Raw genomic sequence first — 15,499 nt, 5'->3', positions numbered from 1 at the left:
GCGTTTCGCGGTTCTCACCCGCTTCGCTCGCTTCGAACCGCGCTCCTGCTCGCGGGTCGTTCCTCCCCGCTCGCAATTCGAGGGCCGCGCTTCGCGCGCCCCTCGCTACTCCCCCGCCATCCCTAGCACATCATCAAAGAAGCCGAGCGAATCGTGCGGACCGGGGTTGGCCTCGGGGTGGTACTGGCGCGTGATGATGTCCAGATCGTCGTTCTCCAGTCCCTCCGGCGTGTCGTCGTTGACGTTGATCTGTGTCACGTCAAGCTTGTCGCCGGGGTCAGCGACGGTGTAGCCGTGGTTCTGGGTCGTCATCACGACCCGATTGGAGCGCAGGTCACGGACCGGCTGGTTCACGCCGCGGTGGCCGAACTCCATCTTCTCGGTCTCGCCGCCGAGCGCGTTGGCGACGACCTGCTGACCGAGACAGATACCGGCGAGCGGAACATCCCCGACGTAGGTCTCAACGAGCTCACCGGCCTGTTCGAAGTTCTCGGGGTCGCCGGGGCCGTTCGAGATGAACAGCAGGTCCGGGTCGATAGCCGCCACGTCGTCCTCGGTGGCGTCGTACGGGAACACGTGGACCTCGGCGTCGCGCTCGACGAGCGACTCGGCGATAGAGCCCTTCGCACCGCAGTCGACCAGCGCGACCGTCGCACCGTCGCCACCCTCGTTGTGGACCTCCACGTCGTCGACGGAGACCTGCGCGCCGATGTCGGTGTGGTCAGACATATGCTTACACTCGTGGAGTTCGTCGAGCGCGTCCTGCTCGGTCACGTCCGGCCCAGCGGCGATCCCGCATTTCATCGCCCCCTCGTCGCGGATTTCGGTGACGATGTCGCGCGTGTCGAGGTGGTCGACGGCCGGGACGCCCTCGGATTCGAGCCATTCGGCCACGTCGTCGGTCATCTCGCGGGCTACTGCCGCACGCGGGTGGACGCGGTCCGACTCGAAGCGCTCCTCTCGGACGCCGTAGTTCCCGATGAGCGGGTAGGAGAACGTCAGGACCTGTTCCTCGTAGGAAGGGTCGGTGAGACTCTCCTCGTACCCGGTGTACGCCGTTGTAAAGACCAGTTCGCCGCGGGCCGTCCCCGGAGCGCGAGCGCGCGCCTCGATGACGCGGTCGCCTTCGATTGCCACGTATGCGTCAGTCATTACGAGATGCGTATACTATCGTCGGTCATAAGGGTTGCTTTCGAAGACGAGTTTCGAATTTCGTAATCCTCAAGTCACGGACGATGGTACTGTCACATCTCGATGGACGACCTCGACAGAGAGATACTCTCGATACTCCGCCGGGACGCCCGAACCCCGTATACGGAAATCGCGGACCGGGTCGGCACGTCGGAAGGGACCGTGCGAAACCGCGTCGAACGACTGGTCGACGACGGCGTTATCGAACGATTCACCGTCGCGACGCGGACTGGCAACGTGAAAGCGATGATCGAGGTCAGCGTCGATGTCAACGTCGATACGGCCGAGGTTTCGGACCGTATCGCCGATTGGCAGGAGGTCGATTTCGTGTGGCAAGTCTCCGGCGAGGAGGATATCGTCGTCGTCGTTGATGCCGCTGACACCGACGCAGTCAACGGGCTCATCACGCAAGCGCGTGAGTTGGAGGAGGTTGTGGGTACGAAGACGAGGCTCATTCTGAACGAACGAGTTGGGTGACGCGCGGGACTGCTGCGCGAGCCAACTCGGTGAATCGGAATTCGCCGAGTGGGGTTGGTTTTAAACGAGCGCGTCGGGTGATGTGTATGGCGTGGCCGTGCGCGAACCGACCTTGAAGAACGAGCGGCGGAGCCGCGACCAGACTCGCGGAGCCGTGGTCGCCACCAGTCCGATGTGACACCCTGATTTCATATCCGTCGGGCTACGACAGACGGTATGCAGTTCCCGGCGGGTCTGGATATCGACATCGTCTCGACGTACGGACAACTCGCGACCGACGGGGCGCAGTTCCTCGCTGTCGCGGCGCTACTCTACGCTATCGGCCGGCTAATCGCTGTACCAGCGGCCCGATGGCTGCTGTCACGGATGGAGACTAACAAGACAGTCGCCAGTGCGCTGACCAGCGCCGTCCACCTAATCTCAGTCATCCTCGCGGTGGTCATCGGCGCCAGCGTCGCGGGCTTCCGGGGCGCACTTGCGGGGTCGACGCTGCTGGCCGCAGGCATTACACTGGCGGTCGGGCTGGCGGCACAGGACGTACTCGGAAACTTCGTTGCCGGCGCGTTCATCGTGACCGACCCGGATCTGAACGTCGGTGACATCATCGCTTGGAACGGGATGCAGGGCACGGTGGTCGATATCGACCTGCGAGTGACGCGGATTCGGACGCCGGACAACGAGCGTATCATCGTCCCGAACACGGAGCTGGCAACGAGTGCAGTGACGAACCAGACATCAACAGGCCCGGTGGGTATCTCCTACCGGTTCGGCGTCAGCTACGACGCCGATATCGAGACGGTACAGGCCATCATCACGAACGCTGCCCGCGACCTTGACCACGTCTCGGAGAAGCCGGCACCAACAGCCAGGGTCAGTGACCTGGCGTCGACGGCGGTCATCCTGACTGGCCGAATCTGGATCCCCAACGAACGGCGGAACCGACTCGTGTCGGTCAGGGCTGCGTTTATTCAGCAGGTGCAGGCGGACTGCCGCGCCGAGGGAATCGACCTCAGTGACACGAGCCAGCACGAACTCTCCGGCGACATCGGCGTCCACGACAGCGTCGGGCCGGTGCACGAGCGAACCGAGTAGCCACCGGTCGGGACCGTGTCCGGCCCCATGTTGTCTGCGAGATTCCCAGCGCCCGTACGTTTATACCTGTTCACAAGCTGGTACGTATATGGACGAGAAGCGTTTCGTCGTCGCCCTCTTCGGCCTCGCTGTCGCGGTGGTGGTCGGCGTCCTCGCATATCAGTTTATCGCGGCGTTGACTGTCTCCGTGTTCCTCTATTACTCGACGCGACGGTACTACAGCTCCCTGCGCAGGCTCCGCCTTCCGGCGCGGGTGCGTGCGGTCGTCGTCATGGCGTCGCTGGCGATTCCACTCCTGTTGCTCGTCAGCTATGCGGCCGTCCTCCTCATTGTCGAGGCCCGGCAGTTCGTCACCCAGTACGCGCTCGTCGACGTGGCCGCGACGCACGTCAGTTGGCTTGACGGCGCGGAGTCCGTGCCGGACCTCACCGTCGAGGGGCTGTACAGCGCCTACCAGTCGGGACAGCTCTCGCCGTTCGTCGACTTCCTCAGCGAGAACGCGATGGTGCTTACCTCGGTCGCCTCCCAGTTCGTCCTCAATCTGTTCATCACGACCATCGTCACGTACTATCTCCTCGTGGACGGGCGGCGCATCCGCGAGTGGCTGCTCCGGTTCGATGACGAGGCCATCATCCGCGAGTACCTCGAAGCTGTCGACGAGGAGCTGGAAGCGGTGCTGTTCGGCAATCTCCTGAATGTGCTGGCGATATCGCTCATCGCCATCGCTGCATTCACGGGCTATAACGTCGTCGCGCCGGCGGCTGTCGAGGTTCCATATCCGACGCTTGCCGGCGCGCTGACCGGTATCGCAAGCCTGATCCCCGTCGTCGGGATGAAAATAATCTACCTCCCGCTGACCGGTATCACCGCGCTCCCGGTGGTGCTCGACGGTCAATCCTCGTTGCTCGTGTACGTGCTTGGATTCCTCCTCATCGCGGTGGTCGTCGTCGACACGATCCCGGACCTGCTGCTCCGGCCACTCCTCAGCGGCGAGAGCACGCACGTCGGGCTCCTGATGCTCGCGTACACGCTCGGACCGGTCGTACTGGGGTTCTACGGACTGTTCTTCGCACCGATACTGCTCGTCGTCGGCATGACGTTTGCGAATACGGCCCTTCCTCGTCTGCTCGGCGCGAGCGAGCCGGACGGTATCCACCCCGACCAGCTACGACTGGAAGACTTCAGCTAGCTGCCGTAACTCGGGCCAGAAGTCGAACGCGAATGGGTTTTCGGGATAAGGAGATACCGATGCCCATGTCTGAATGTGTATTTGTCACAGACTGAACGAACATTTATATTCAGGCCAAAGTAAGAGGGCAAAAATGGGGATGGATTCCGACTCCCCCTCCTGTCTGGTGGCTTCGGACGACCATATCGGGGAGTTGTATGTGGCGACACGCCGGCTGATGACAGCCGAGAACCGGTCCGAAGTCGCGACTATCGCAGTCGAGACTGCAACAGCGATTCTCGACTTCCCGTTCAGTATCTTCTGGGAAGCCACTGACAGCGGGCTCAAAGCCGAGGCGATCTCTGACCCGCTTCGAGAGCACGTCGAGGTCCCGGACGAGCCGGGACGGAGAATGCGACACGAACGCGGGAGTTGGCTGTGGGACCATTACGAGAGTGCCGAGACACAGCGGGTCCTCGTTGATGAAGAGAAAGCGGCGTCCGATGCACCCCTTCACGGCTGTATCTCCGTTCCACTCCCGAAGTACGGACTCTTGACAGCCGGGACGGATGAACGAGCCGAACCGACCGAGCGCGAGACGCAGTTGGCCGACATCCTCGGGAAGAACGTGCTTTCGACCCTCGAACGGATCGAGCGCGAGCGGGAGCTGAAACGGCAACGCGACAACCTCGACCTGTTGAACCAGATCGTCCGCCACGACCTCACGAATCACCTACAGACCATCAGCGGCCGGGCGGAGTTGCTCCGGGACCAGTGCAGCGATGACGCACTGGAACACGTCGACGGGATTCAGGAGAGTAGCCGGTCGGCTGCGGAACTGCTTGAGACGGCTGGAAACCTTGCGACGGTAATGCGACAGACGGACTGGGAGACTGAGCCGGTCGCCCTCGGCCAAGTCCTGTCCTCGGTGACCGAAGATATCACAGCGACGTACAACGATGCACAGGTCACCGTCCCGGACGAGTACCCGTCGGTACGGGTACAAGCCGACGAACTCCTGTCCTCCGTGTTCCGAAACGTCCTCACTAACGCCATCCAGCACAACGACTCGGCACCGCCGTCGGTCGTCGTCGATGTGACCGACGACGGCGACGGAGTCCACGTCACTGTCGCCGACAACGGACCGGGAATCCCGGACGAGCAGAAACAGGCGGTGTTCGAGCGCGGGGAGAAACGTCCGGACAGTGACGGCACCGGTGTCGGCCTCTATCTCGTCCGAACGCTGGTAGACGCGTACGGCGGTGACGTGTGGGTCGAAGACAACGAGCCGACGGGGACGGTAGTCGGGGTAACGCTACCGAAGGCAGTGGGCGACGCCTGAGTCGTCTCCAGAACTGGGCGGGCTCGCTACCGCTCTACCAGCCCGTCCAGCAGGTGTATCGCGCCGTGTTTGTCGAGCGGGTCGTTCGCGTTCCCGCAGTGGGGCGACTGCACACAGGCCGGACAGCCGTCGGCACAATCACACGAGGTCAGCATCGACAGCGTGGTGTCCATCAGCGGTCCGATATCGTGGTAGCCCGCCCGCGTTAGTCCGATGCCACCGGGATAGCCGTCGTAGATGAAGATGGTAGGCTCGCCGGTGTGGGGATGGCGCGGCGTCGACAGGCCGCCGATGTCACCGCGGTCACAGAGGTACTCGAAGGGGAACATCGAAATCATGGCGTGCTCGGCGGCGTGGATGGCCCCTGGGAAGTCGCCGGCGTCGCCGCCGTCGGTCACCGCATCGCCGGACTGACCGCCGCCACCGCTTCCGCTCTCGTTCTCGCTCCCGGAATCGCTTTCGGCTCCGTACGCACCCTGCCGTATCTCGCTTTCCAGGTCCGACGGCACGGTGTAGTACAGCGCCTTCGTCTCCAGCGTCGTCTCGGGCAGATCGAGCGAACGCTGGCCGAGCACCTCCCCGGAGGAGCCGTCGCGGCGCTCGTAGCCAGTGATTTGCTTGCGCATCGTCACTGAGGCGAAGCGGACCGGAACCTCCTCGCGGGTCGGTAGTCGCCGCTCCGCCAGGTCCGCCTCAACGGTGATGGTCTTGTCGTGCAGGACGCGAGTGAAGTAATCGGCCCACGTCCGGTCGAGTTCTGCCACACCCGCGTTGAGGTCGAGGTCCGTCACCTCGTAGCGCCGGCCCTGATGATGGTAAATCGCGCCGGGGTGGGCGTCCCGCAGTGCGTCCTCGACGGAGAGCGTCGCTATTACGTCGCCGTTCGCCACCAGCTTCACCTCGCCGTCGTCAACGGTCCGCAGGTTCATCTCGTGGTGCGGGCTGCCGTTGCCGAGCCAGCGCATTCCCTGGTCGGTCTGGCGACGGTCGAGTTTCCCGGCCGATTCGAGGTCGGCGACTACGTCGGGGAACGTCTCGCCGAAATGACGGTCGTCGTCCGGTGAGAGCCAGTTTTCACAGGCGGCCGCGTGAACGTGGTCCGGGAGCAGTTGCTCGTTTTCGGGGTTGGTCACAGCTTGCTCGGCCCCCGTCTCGAACAGCGCGTCGGGGTTGCGCAGGACGTACTGGTCAAGCTGGTCCTCCCCGCCGACCAGCGCGACGAGCGCGGGGTCGGTGCCGCGGCCGGCCCGCCCGGCCTGCTGGAAGGCCCGCATCCGCGTCCCGGGGTAGCCGTCCAGCAACACGGCGTCGAGGCCGCCCACGTCGACGCCCAGTTCGAGTGCGCTGGTCGACCAGACGCCCCGCAGGTCCCCCGACTGCAGGCCCTGCTCCAGTTCGCGCCGGCGGTCGTCGGTCAGCGCGGCCTGGTACGCGGCGACGCCATCGGCGAGGTCGTGCTCGCCACGCTTCCGGAGTTCGTCGGCGCTATCGCTGGCGTAGCGCTCGGCGGTCTGGCGCGACCCGGCAAAGACGACCGTCTGGAGGCCCCGCTCGACGAGGTCGACGAACAGCTGTTTCGTCTCGACGTGGTTCGACTTCCGGCGGCCGCTCCCCCAGCCGTCACCCTCGTACTCCGGGGGGTTCCACAGCAGCCAGTGACGCGGCCCGCTGGCACTCGCGTCCTCGTCGACCAGCGCGAACGACGGATCGGGCTGGCCGGTGACTGCTGCCGCGTGCTCCACCGGATTGCCGATAGTCGCCGAGCAACAGACCCACTCCGGGCCGCCCGCCGTAGCCGTACTCTCCTCGCCGTTACTGCCGCCTGCGTCGAACCGCTCAGCTACCCGCTGGAGGCGGCGCATCACCAGCGAGACGTGGCTGCCGAACACGCCGCGGTAGCCGTGGACCTCGTCGATGACGACGGTTTCGAGTCGCTGGAAGAACCAGTCCCACAGCCGATGGGCGTGGGGGAGGATGCCGTAGTGGAGCATATCCGGCGTGGTCAGCAACACGGTCGGCTGGCGCTCCCGGATAGCCTCTTTCTCGGATTTGGACTGCCGGCCGGTGTACTGGGCGACGGAGACGCCGGAGGCGAAGCCAAGTCCCTGCGCCAACTCCGACAGCGTCTCGGTCTGGTCGTTGATGAGCGCGACCTGTGGGGCGATGTACAGTGTCGTTGCCCGGCGGTCAAGCGCCCGCTCGAACGCCGGAACGGTGTAGGCGAGGCTCTTCCCGCTCGCCGTCTCGGTCGCGAGAACAACGTTGTCACCGGACCTGATTGCCTCGATTGCGTCCACCTGATGGGTGTAGAGGTCGGTGATGCCCCGGTCTTCGAGGACGCTGGCGAGCCGGTCCGCCACGTCGCAGTCCGCGGTCCGCGCGTCCCGGCCGGGGACCGTCCGCTGGTCGACGATCTGTCCCTCGTAGTACGGACGGTCCCGGAGCCACGAAATCGTGTCGTCCACGGGCGACGTACGGGAGCGAAAAGTATCGGTGTTGCTGTTCTCGCCCGGGATACCTCAGCCGACGGTGGACTCAGTCAGTGGTCGACTGATTGAGCGGCGGTGTCGCATCGCGCTCCGGTCCGGGCGGCAGGGACCCCACCGCTGCAGGGAGCGCAGCCAGTGGGACGGTATTGTGGACGGCGCTGGCGTGGACGCTCTCATCCGTCTCGACAGCGAGGCAAGTATCGCCCGCCTCGATAACCGCACTGTTGCCGTCACCGGTTTCGCCCGCTATCACGACAGCATCGGCGGCAGCGGCGAGGTCAACTGCGCGCTCACGGGCCGTGTCGTCGATGCCAGCGAAGGCTGGGACCGTGACTGCTTCACAGTCGAGGTCCTGGGCCCGCTCGGCGGCTGCGTCGCCGGCAGAGACAACGCCGACACTGACCCGACAGCCAGCCCCGACGAGTTTCGAGACGGCAGCGGCCGCTGGCTTGCCGGTCCCGACGACGTGGACGCGACGGGCGACCGACTCTTGTTCAGCAAGCGGCGTCACAAGCGGCGCGTCGGTGCCGGGCTGGGTCGTCACCAGTGTCTCCGCGTCGAAGGCGTCACGGAGCGTGTCGCTCGTGAGAACATCGGCGGGACGGCCCGCGGCGCGGATGCCGCCGCCGGCGAGCAACACCAGCTCGTCGCAGTACCGCGCGGCCAGATTGAGGTCGTGGATGGCGGCGACGGCCGTTTTCCCATCGTTGACGAGCGCTCGGACGAGTTCGAGCGTGCGGACGGCGTGGTTGATGTCGAGGCTCGCCGTCGGTTCGTCAAGCAGGAGCACCGGCGTCTTCTGTGCCAGTGCCCGGGCCAGCAGGACCCGCTGGCGCTCGCCGCCGGACAGCGAGGTGAACGGCCGGTCAGCGAACTGAGCGACGCTGGCGCGCTCCATCGCCGTCTCGACGGCGCGCCGGTCGCCGTCGTCCATTCGGTCGAATCGGCCGAGATGCGGTGTCCGCCCCATCTCCACGGTCTGTCTGACGCTGAAGTCGAACGACAGTGCGGTTCCCTGTGGCGTGCTCGCGACAAGGCGGCTCACCGCTTTCGCTGAGCGGTTCGAAATCGGCTCGCCATCGACGCGAACCGTTCCGGTGTCCGGGTTGAGCGTCCCTTTCACCGCTCGCAGGACGGTCGTCTTGCCCGCGCCGTTGGGACCGACGAGACCGACGAGCGACCCGCGGTCGACGCCGAAATCGACGCCCGAGACGACCGGCTGGTCGCCGAAAGACACCGTGAGGTCGGATACGTCGAGCATCGGCCTGGAACGGTCTCGCTCCGGGTCCGCATTGTCGGGCTCGCTTTGACCGCTCATAGCTCGTGGACCTCCCGCTTCCGGAGCAAGTACAGGAAAAACGGCGCACCGAGGACGGCGGTGACGATGCCGACCGGGACCTCGGCGCTCCCCGAGCGTGCTAGCGTGTCCGTCGCCACGAGGAACGACGCCCCAGCGAGCGCCGCTGTCGGGAGGAGTATCCGGTGGTCCGGCCCGACGAGCAGCCGCATCACGTGGGGGACGATGAGGCCGACGAACCCGACGATGCCGGCGACGGCGACACCCGCAGCCGTGATGACCGCTGATAGCGCAAGCAGGACTCGTTTGGTCCGTTCGACTTCGATACCGAGGCTCTGTGCGTCTTCCTCGCCGAGCAGCATGACGTTCAGGTCGCGTGCGTACGCGAGCAACACGACGAACGGGACGGCAACGAGCACGACGCTAGTGGTCACTTCGGGCCAGGACGCACCCTTGAGATGGCCCATCAGCCAGTACAGCGCCCGGCGGATGCTCTCGCCGCTGTGGAGCAACAGGAACGAGACCACCGCGCCCAGAAACGTCTGTATCGCCACGCCGGCCAGCAACAGCGTCGCGACCGGCGTGCGGCCGTTCCGCGTGGCGATGAGATAGACGCCGAAGGCCGCGACCAGCGCTCCTGCGAAGGCCGCGCCGCGGAGCCCGAGCCCGAACGGGATGACGACTGGCGCGACAATGAAGGCAACCGCGCCGACCGCTGCGCCGGAAGAGACGCCGATGATAGAGGGATCAGCCATCGGGTTCCGGAAGATTCCCTGCATGATCGTCCCCGCGGCGGCAAGCGAGAAGCCGACGACCGCACCGAGCAGTATCCGGGGGAGTCGGACCTGCATCACTATCTGTGTCTGGAGGTCGCTTACGGTGTAGGAAAATACGTGGGCCGTGGTCACGTCGACGGCAGGACCGGAGAACGAGATGCCAGTCGGGACGACGACGGCGTTGAGCAGCACTTTCCCGACGACGTCGGGCGGAATCCACACCGGGCCGATGCCGGCGCTCGTCGTCACCACGGCACAGAGGACGGCGACGAGCCCCGCCGACCACCCGACAGTCCGACCCGCGAAACGCATGTATGAAAGCCCAGTTGCAGTAGATAAGTATTTATTGCTCCTGACACCCGCCTAGGATATGCGACGACTTTCTCTCGTATTCGTCTCTGTCTTGCTTGTCGGCTCGTTCGCGGGTGTCACTCCAGCTTCAGCAACAGCAGCCACACAGGCGGAGGGCTGCTCGTTTCCGGTCACGGTGACCGACGCGACCGGGACCGAGGTCACCCTCGAGGAACGCCCGGAGCGGGTCACGACGACCAACCCTTCGGCTGCCCAGACGATGTGGGAGATCGGTGGCCGCTCCCAAGTGGTCGGGCTCACCCAGTATGCAAGCTATCTGGACGGCGCTGAGAACCGAACGAACGTCTCCGCGAGCTTCGGTGTCAACGTCGAGCGTGTCGTCAGCACGAACCCGGACCTCGTGATCGCACCGAACGCCAGCGCCGGCGACGTGGCCCCGCTCCGACAGGCCGGGCTCACTGTCTATCACCTCCCCGCCGCGACAACTATCGAGGATATCCGAACAAAGACAACGACTATCGGACGCCTGACCGGTAACTGCGAGGGTGCGAGCGAAGCGAACGCCTGGATGGACGCAAACGTCGATGCCGTCCGGCAGGTCACCGCGGACGCCGAAGACAGACCGACGGCGCTGTACCCGCTGGGCGGAGGGTACGTGGCGGCGGGCAACACCTTCGTCACGTCGCTCATCGAACTCGCGGGCGCGGAGAACGTTGCGGCCCGCAACCACACCCAGTATCCACAGCTCAGCGACGAGGTCATCCTCCAGCTCGACCCGGATGTCCTCTTCGTCACCGAGAACACAGCGACCGTTGCGGAGACAGAACCCTACGCCAGCACGACCGCAGGCGAGACCAATTCGACGGTCGCCGTACAGGTCCGGAACATCAACCAGCCCGCCCCGCGGAGCGTAGTTTCGTTCGCACATAATGCCACTGCACAGCTCTATCCGGACCGCTACGACGCCGACAGCTACGTCCCACGGTCGGCGGTGATGCCGGCCGAGACCAAAACGAGCGAGCCCACGCCCGCGGACCACACGCCAAGCACTGACCAGTCCACGACCGACGCCAGTGGCCCCGGATTCACGGCTGTTGGGGCACTTGTCGCGCTGCTGGCGCTGGTCTGCACACAGCAGGTTCGCCGCCGGAGGCCATAGCGCCATGGATAAACAAACTATCCGCGAGACGGTCTGGGACGCGCTGGAAGAGCGCAGTATCGCTCGATTCCCGTTCCCGCCCCACGACCGGATTCCGAATTTCGAAGCCGCAAACGAGGCCGCACAGCGCTTGACCGAGACCGCAGTCTGGGACGCCGCGGAGACGGTGAAGGCGAATCCGGATTCACCACAGCTCCCGGTCCGCCGGGCGGCGCTGCGGGCCGGCAAAACGGTGTATATGGCCGTGCCACGGCTCCGGGACGAGCAGTGTTTCTACGAACTCGACCCCGCCGAACTCGACGACATCGAGGCCGCGCCGGCGGTGTCGAACGTCGCGGACCACGCCCGGCAGGTCGGCCCCGAGGCGGTCGGAAGCGTTGACCTCGTGGTATCGGGGTCGGTCGCAGTCACCGGGGACGGCGCGCGAATCGGGAAGGGTGAGGGGTACAGCGACCTCGAATACGCTGTCCTCCGTGAACTGGGACTGGTCGACGAGACGACACCGGTCGTGACGACGGTCCACGAACTCCAGATTGTCGGCGGCCCCGAAGGCGTCGTCGACACCACTGTCCCCGTCGACGACCACGACGTGCCAATGGACTGGGTTGTGACGCCGGACCGAACTGTCGAGACGGCCACCACGCATACGACGCCAACGGGCGTCGACTGGGACGCGCTTTCGACAGAGCGCATCGACGAGATTCCGGTCCTGTCGGCTCGCCGGCCTGACTGACCTCTCAGTCGCTATACACGGGGTAAAACCCTGGTAATGAAAGCTTACCGGCGGTACAACTTTATTCCCACATACCCTGAAGCGGATATGGATACACCCGTGGCCACGCCGAACCGTCACGGGGCCGACGGAACTGCCGGTCGGGTGCGCGTTCTCTACGTTGACGCGGACTGCGACGACATCACGGCAGTCACGGAGGCGCTAAGCGGGAGCCCCGACGAATTCACTGTGACGGTGTGTGAGACGGCGGACGACGCGCTCACATCTCTCGAAAACGCGTCCTATGACTGTGTTGTCAGCGAGTACCGACTGACGGACAGAGACGGAATCGAACTGTTGAGCGTCGTCCGGGAGCAGTCGTCTGACCTCCCGTTTTTGTTATTCACTGACGATGGGGACGAAAGCGTGGCCAGCGATGCCATTTCTGCCGGGGTCACGGACTACGTGACGAAGACACCCCTCTCAGAGCAGACGGAGTTCCTTCGACAGCGGATCACCGCTGCTGTCGCTCGTTATCAGGAGGAGGCGGACATTCTCGACCGGATGACCGACGCGTTCTTTGCGGTGGACGAAAACTGGGAGTTCACATACGCCAACGAACGCGGTCGCCGCGTCATCGGCCGTGCGATGGCGGGAGACGGTGATACCACCGACTTGCTGGGGCAAAACATCTGGGAAGTGGTCCCGTCCCTGGAAGAAACGGAGTTCAGCAAGCAGTACCGACAGGCGATGACTAAGCAGGAGCCAACATCCTTCGAAGCGTACTTCGAGCCGCTACAGACGTGGTTCGAAGTGTCTGCGTACCCGTCACAAACCGGAATTTCGGTGTACTTCCGTGACATCACTGAGCGCCACAAGCACGAGGAGGAGATCAGGGGCAGAGAACGGACGCTCCGAGAGATTTACGCGGTTATCTCCCGCAAGGACCTCGATTTCGAGGACAAGGTCGAGCGCCTGCTCGAAATCGGGCAGCACGCCCTCGGAACCGAAACGGCCGCGCTCTCACGCATCGATGGCGATATGTACGTCTTCGAAATCGTCCGCGACCGGACAGGAGCCATCGAGGCGGGCGATGCAGTCCCGCTCGACGCGACGAACTGCGAGCGGGCCGTCGTCGAGGAGCAGACGCTGGTGCTCGCTGATATCGCCGAAGACCGGCCAGAACTAACTGAGAGAGTGGGTTACACCGAAATGGGCGTCTCCTGTTACCTCGGAACGCCCGTTGTCGTCGACGGCTCGGTGTACGGCACGTTCTGCTTCTACGGCACGGAGCCCCGCGATTCCTTTTCGGAGTGGGAAGTCACGCTCGTGGAGTTGATGGGGAACTGGGTCAGCTACGAACAGGAGCGCGAACGCCGCGAGCAGGAACTCACCCGCGAGCGAAACCGCCTGGAGGAGTTCGCCAGCGTCGTCAGCCACGACCTCCGGAACCCGCTCAACGTCGCGGTCGGCCGGCTAACGCTTGTCGACGAGGAATACGACGGGGACCCGGAGCACGTCGAATCGCTCCGGCGGTCGCTCGAACGGATGGACGAACTCATCGACGACGTGCTCGCGCTCGCCCGCGGCGGCCACAAGGTCATCGACGCGACCGAAGCGTCGCTAGACGATATCATTACGGCCGCCTGGGACACCGTCGAGAGTTCGGACGCGACGCTTGAACGGGTCGATACGGACGCGCGGATCACGGGCGACCAGACGCGGCTTCAGCAGCTCTTCGAGAACCTCTTCCGAAACAGTGTGGAACACAGCGACGACCCCGTGACCGTCTGCGTCGGGACCCTCGCTGACGGCCGTGGGTTCTACGTCGCGGACGACGGCCCCGGAATTCCCGAAGACGAGCGTGACGAGGTGTTCGAGCGCGGCTACACCACGAGCGACGACGGGACCGGCTTCGGGCTGGCTATCGTCTCCGAAATCGTCGACGCACACGGCGGCCGGATAACTGTCGCAGAAAGCGAGGACGGCGGGGTGCGCTTCGACGTGACCGGTGTTCAGGTCGACCGCTTATAACTGGTCGACGCAGTCCCGAATGAGGCCGTCGACGTTTTCGGGGAGCGTCGGGTGATAGGCCCGGTCCGGCAGGTCGCGCACGTCAAGGCCAAGTTCGACGATGGTCTGGAACGTCTTGGCGAAGCTGTCCGCGTGGTAGTGCATGCCCTGCCAGCCGAGTACTGTCCCGTCCTCCGCGTCGACGACGAGTTTTGCAAGCCCTTCAGGCACGTCTTTGGATTTGAATACGCCGTCGTCGCTGGCCTGGCGCGTCGCCGTGACCACGTCGTAGCCCGCTTCTTTCGCCGTCTTCTCGTTGTGGCCGACGCGGGCGAACGGGTAGACGCCCAGCCCGGAGAAGATGACGTGGTGGTGGACGTTGCGGTATTCTTCGAGCGAGCCACCGGCCTCCTGTCGGACGATGTTCTCGGCCGCGGTGAAGCCCTGCTCTTTGGCGACGTGGAGAATCGGCTCCTTGCCGTTGACGTCGCCGACGGCGTAGATGTGGTCGGCGTCGCGGGTCTGCATCGTGTCTTTCGCCCAGTCACCTTCGACGGAAACGGGCGTGTTCTCCAGCCCGAGCCCCTCGACGGTCGGGCGACGGCCGGTAAAGAGGAACAGCTGGTCGGCTTCGAACGTCTCCTCGCTGCCGTCGTCGTACTCGACGGTGAGGCGGACGCCGCCGTCTTCCGTTTCCTCTAGTTCCTGCTCGTAGCAGTTCGTCGGGATGGTCACGTCCCAGTTGTCCTCGTAGATGTCAAGCGCCTCGTCGCCGAACTCCGGGTCGCCTTCGTCGATCGGCCGGTCGTCGTGCTCGATAACGGTGAGCTCCATGCCACCGGCCTCCGCCAGATACGGGACCAGCTCCATCCCGATGTACCCGAAGCCCATGACGATGCCGGAGTCAGGGAACTCCGTGGCGTCGAGCACCTGATCGCTCGTCATGAAGTCGACCTCGTCGATGCCGGGCGTGTCCGGAACGTTCACGCTGGAACCGGTCGCAATGACGACGTAGTCGGCCTCGTGTTCCTCGCCGCCGGCCTGGACCGTGTGCTCGTCGACGAACGTGGCAGTGTCGTGGATGAACGTTACGTCGTCGCGCTCGGCCATCTCGTGGACGGAGTCCCGGCGGTGCCCGGCCCAGTCGAGCACATGGTCGTCCTTGCGCTCGACGACGGCCTCCAGATCAACGTCGGGCACGTCGCCGACGAGACGGTCGTCGTGGCGCGCCTGGAAGCGATGTGCGCCTGCGGAGAGCACTTCCTTGGACGGCATACAGCCACGAAGGATACAGAGGCCGCCGCCGGGCTCGCCGTTGTCGATGAGCGTGAGTTCGATGTCGTCCGCCTCGACAAGGTCGCCGGCGACTGCGGCCCCGGCACTGCCATACGCGCCGATGATAACGACGTGAGTCATATCAGTGCTAGGACGATGCCAGCAAATAAAGGCTTCAGTGGCGTGTTTCGCCCGG

General features: G+C 64.7%; 12 protein-coding genes. 7 read left to right on the top strand and 5 right to left on the bottom strand.

The genetic code is table 11. The features are described 5' to 3' along the window. Positions 1–105 precede the first annotated feature (105 nt). Positions 106–1,152 carry a glutamine-hydrolyzing carbamoyl-phosphate synthase small subunit gene (gene carA, locus AV059_RS20105; RefSeq protein ID WP_058997408.1) on the bottom strand — a complete coding sequence of 349 codons (1,047 nt, stop codon included), beginning with the start codon at positions 1,150–1,152 and terminating at the stop codon, positions 106–108. A 102-nt stretch (positions 1,153–1,254) separates the two neighbouring features. Between carA and AV059_RS20100 the strand changes: the two genes are divergently transcribed. The 4 genes from AV059_RS20100 (at position 1,255) to AV059_RS20085 (ending at position 5,270) form a co-directional block, all read left to right on the top strand. Further along, the gene (locus AV059_RS20100) at positions 1,255–1,668 is read left to right on the top strand and encodes an Lrp/AsnC family transcriptional regulator (RefSeq protein WP_004518577.1); all 414 of its coding nucleotides are present in this window, start codon (positions 1,255–1,257) and stop codon (positions 1,666–1,668) included. Positions 1,669–1,884: 216 nt separating this feature from the next. Continuing rightward, entirely contained in the window at positions 1,885–2,760 is an 876-nt protein-coding gene (locus tag AV059_RS20095) for a mechanosensitive ion channel family protein (protein ID WP_058997407.1), read from the top strand. Positions 2,761–2,848: 88 nt separating this feature from the next. Beyond that, the gene (locus tag AV059_RS20090; protein WP_058997401.1) at positions 2,849–3,949 is read left to right on the top strand and encodes an AI-2E family transporter; all 1,101 of its coding nucleotides are present in this window, start codon (positions 2,849–2,851) and stop codon (positions 3,947–3,949) included. A gap of 133 nt (positions 3,950–4,082) precedes the next feature. Continuing rightward, complete coding sequence (locus AV059_RS20085; RefSeq protein WP_058997399.1) at positions 4,083–5,270, top strand: sensor histidine kinase KdpD; 1,188 nt, start codon at positions 4,083–4,085, stop codon at positions 5,268–5,270. Positions 5,271–5,296: 26 nt separating this feature from the next. Here AV059_RS20085 and AV059_RS20080 read toward each other — a convergent pair whose 3' ends face one another. The 3 genes from AV059_RS20080 to btuC form a co-directional block, all read right to left on the bottom strand. Next, entirely contained in the window at positions 5,297–7,735 is a 2,439-nt protein-coding gene (locus AV059_RS20080) for a DEAD/DEAH box helicase (protein WP_058997397.1), read from the bottom strand. A gap of 70 nt (positions 7,736–7,805) precedes the next feature. Next, complete coding sequence (locus AV059_RS20075; RefSeq protein ID WP_058997395.1) at positions 7,806–9,077, bottom strand: ATP-binding cassette domain-containing protein; 1,272 nt, start codon at positions 9,075–9,077, stop codon at positions 7,806–7,808. Next, positions 9,074–10,144, bottom strand: coding sequence for a vitamin B12 ABC transporter permease BtuC (gene btuC / locus AV059_RS20070; RefSeq protein ID WP_058997394.1), 1,071 nt, complete (start codon positions 10,142–10,144; stop codon positions 9,074–9,076). The genes AV059_RS20075 and btuC overlap by 4 nt, the downstream gene beginning before the upstream one ends. A gap of 58 nt (positions 10,145–10,202) precedes the next feature. Here btuC and AV059_RS20065 point away from each other — a divergent pair, with 58 nt between their 5' ends. The 3 genes from AV059_RS20065 to AV059_RS20055 all read left to right on the top strand — a co-directional run bounded on the left by AV059_RS20065 (position 10,203) and on the right by AV059_RS20055 (position 14,049). Continuing rightward, positions 10,203–11,303 carry a PGF-CTERM-anchored ABC transporter substrate-binding protein gene (locus tag AV059_RS20065; protein WP_058997392.1) on the top strand — a complete coding sequence of 367 codons (1,101 nt, stop codon included), beginning with the start codon at positions 10,203–10,205 and terminating at the stop codon, positions 11,301–11,303. Positions 11,304–11,307: 4 nt separating this feature from the next. Continuing rightward, positions 11,308–12,036 (top strand): 5-formyltetrahydrofolate cyclo-ligase, encoded by a 729-nt coding sequence (locus AV059_RS20060; protein ID WP_058997389.1) that lies wholly within the window; start codon positions 11,308–11,310, stop codon positions 12,034–12,036. Positions 12,037–12,123: 87 nt separating this feature from the next. Continuing rightward, positions 12,124–14,049, top strand: coding sequence for an ATP-binding protein (locus AV059_RS20055; RefSeq protein WP_058997387.1), 1,926 nt, complete (start codon positions 12,124–12,126; stop codon positions 14,047–14,049). On the opposite strand, the gene AV059_RS20050 is transcribed toward AV059_RS20055, so the two are convergent. After that, on the bottom strand, positions 14,044–15,444 hold the full coding sequence (locus tag AV059_RS20050; RefSeq protein WP_058997385.1) for an NAD(P)/FAD-dependent oxidoreductase: 1,401 nt from the start codon (positions 15,442–15,444) through the stop codon (positions 14,044–14,046). The genes AV059_RS20055 and AV059_RS20050 overlap by 6 nt on opposite strands. Positions 15,445–15,499: the final 55 nt, after the last annotated feature.

Origin of the sequence: Haloarcula sp. CBA1127 (assembly GCF_001485575.1) — an archaeon.
In the GTDB taxonomy this organism is placed as follows: Archaea; Halobacteriota; Halobacteria; order Halobacteriales; family Haloarculaceae; genus Haloarcula.
This window is presented reverse-complemented; position numbering and strand designations above follow the sequence as displayed.

What these genes read in the sequence shown, in the direction of transcription:
- AV059_RS20060 (WP_058997389.1), top strand. Translation starts at nt 11,308, where the DNA reads ATGGATAAACAAACTATCCGCGAGACGGTCTGGGACGCGCTGGAAGAG.
- AV059_RS20065 (WP_058997392.1), top strand. Translation starts at nt 10,203, where the DNA reads ATGCGACGACTTTCTCTCGTATTCGTCTCTGTCTTGCTTGTCGGCTCG.
- AV059_RS20085 (WP_058997399.1), top strand. Translation starts at nt 4,083, where the DNA reads ATGGGGATGGATTCCGACTCCCCCTCCTGTCTGGTGGCTTCGGACGAC.
- AV059_RS20075 (WP_058997395.1), bottom strand. Translation starts at nt 9,077, where the DNA reads ATGAGCGGTCAAAGCGAGCCCGACAATGCGGACCCGGAGCGAGACCGT.
- carA (WP_058997408.1), bottom strand. Translation starts at nt 1,152, where the DNA reads ATGACTGACGCATACGTGGCAATCGAAGGCGACCGCGTCATCGAGGCG.
- AV059_RS20055 (WP_058997387.1), top strand. Translation starts at nt 12,124, where the DNA reads ATGGATACACCCGTGGCCACGCCGAACCGTCACGGGGCCGACGGAACT.
- btuC (WP_058997394.1), bottom strand. Translation starts at nt 10,144, where the DNA reads ATGCGTTTCGCGGGTCGGACTGTCGGGTGGTCGGCGGGGCTCGTCGCC.
- AV059_RS20090 (WP_058997401.1), top strand. Translation starts at nt 2,849, where the DNA reads ATGGACGAGAAGCGTTTCGTCGTCGCCCTCTTCGGCCTCGCTGTCGCG.
- AV059_RS20100 (WP_004518577.1), top strand. Translation starts at nt 1,255, where the DNA reads ATGGACGACCTCGACAGAGAGATACTCTCGATACTCCGCCGGGACGCC.
- AV059_RS20095 (WP_058997407.1), top strand. Translation starts at nt 1,885, where the DNA reads ATGCAGTTCCCGGCGGGTCTGGATATCGACATCGTCTCGACGTACGGA.
- AV059_RS20050 (WP_058997385.1), bottom strand. Translation starts at nt 15,444, where the DNA reads ATGACTCACGTCGTTATCATCGGCGCGTATGGCAGTGCCGGGGCCGCA.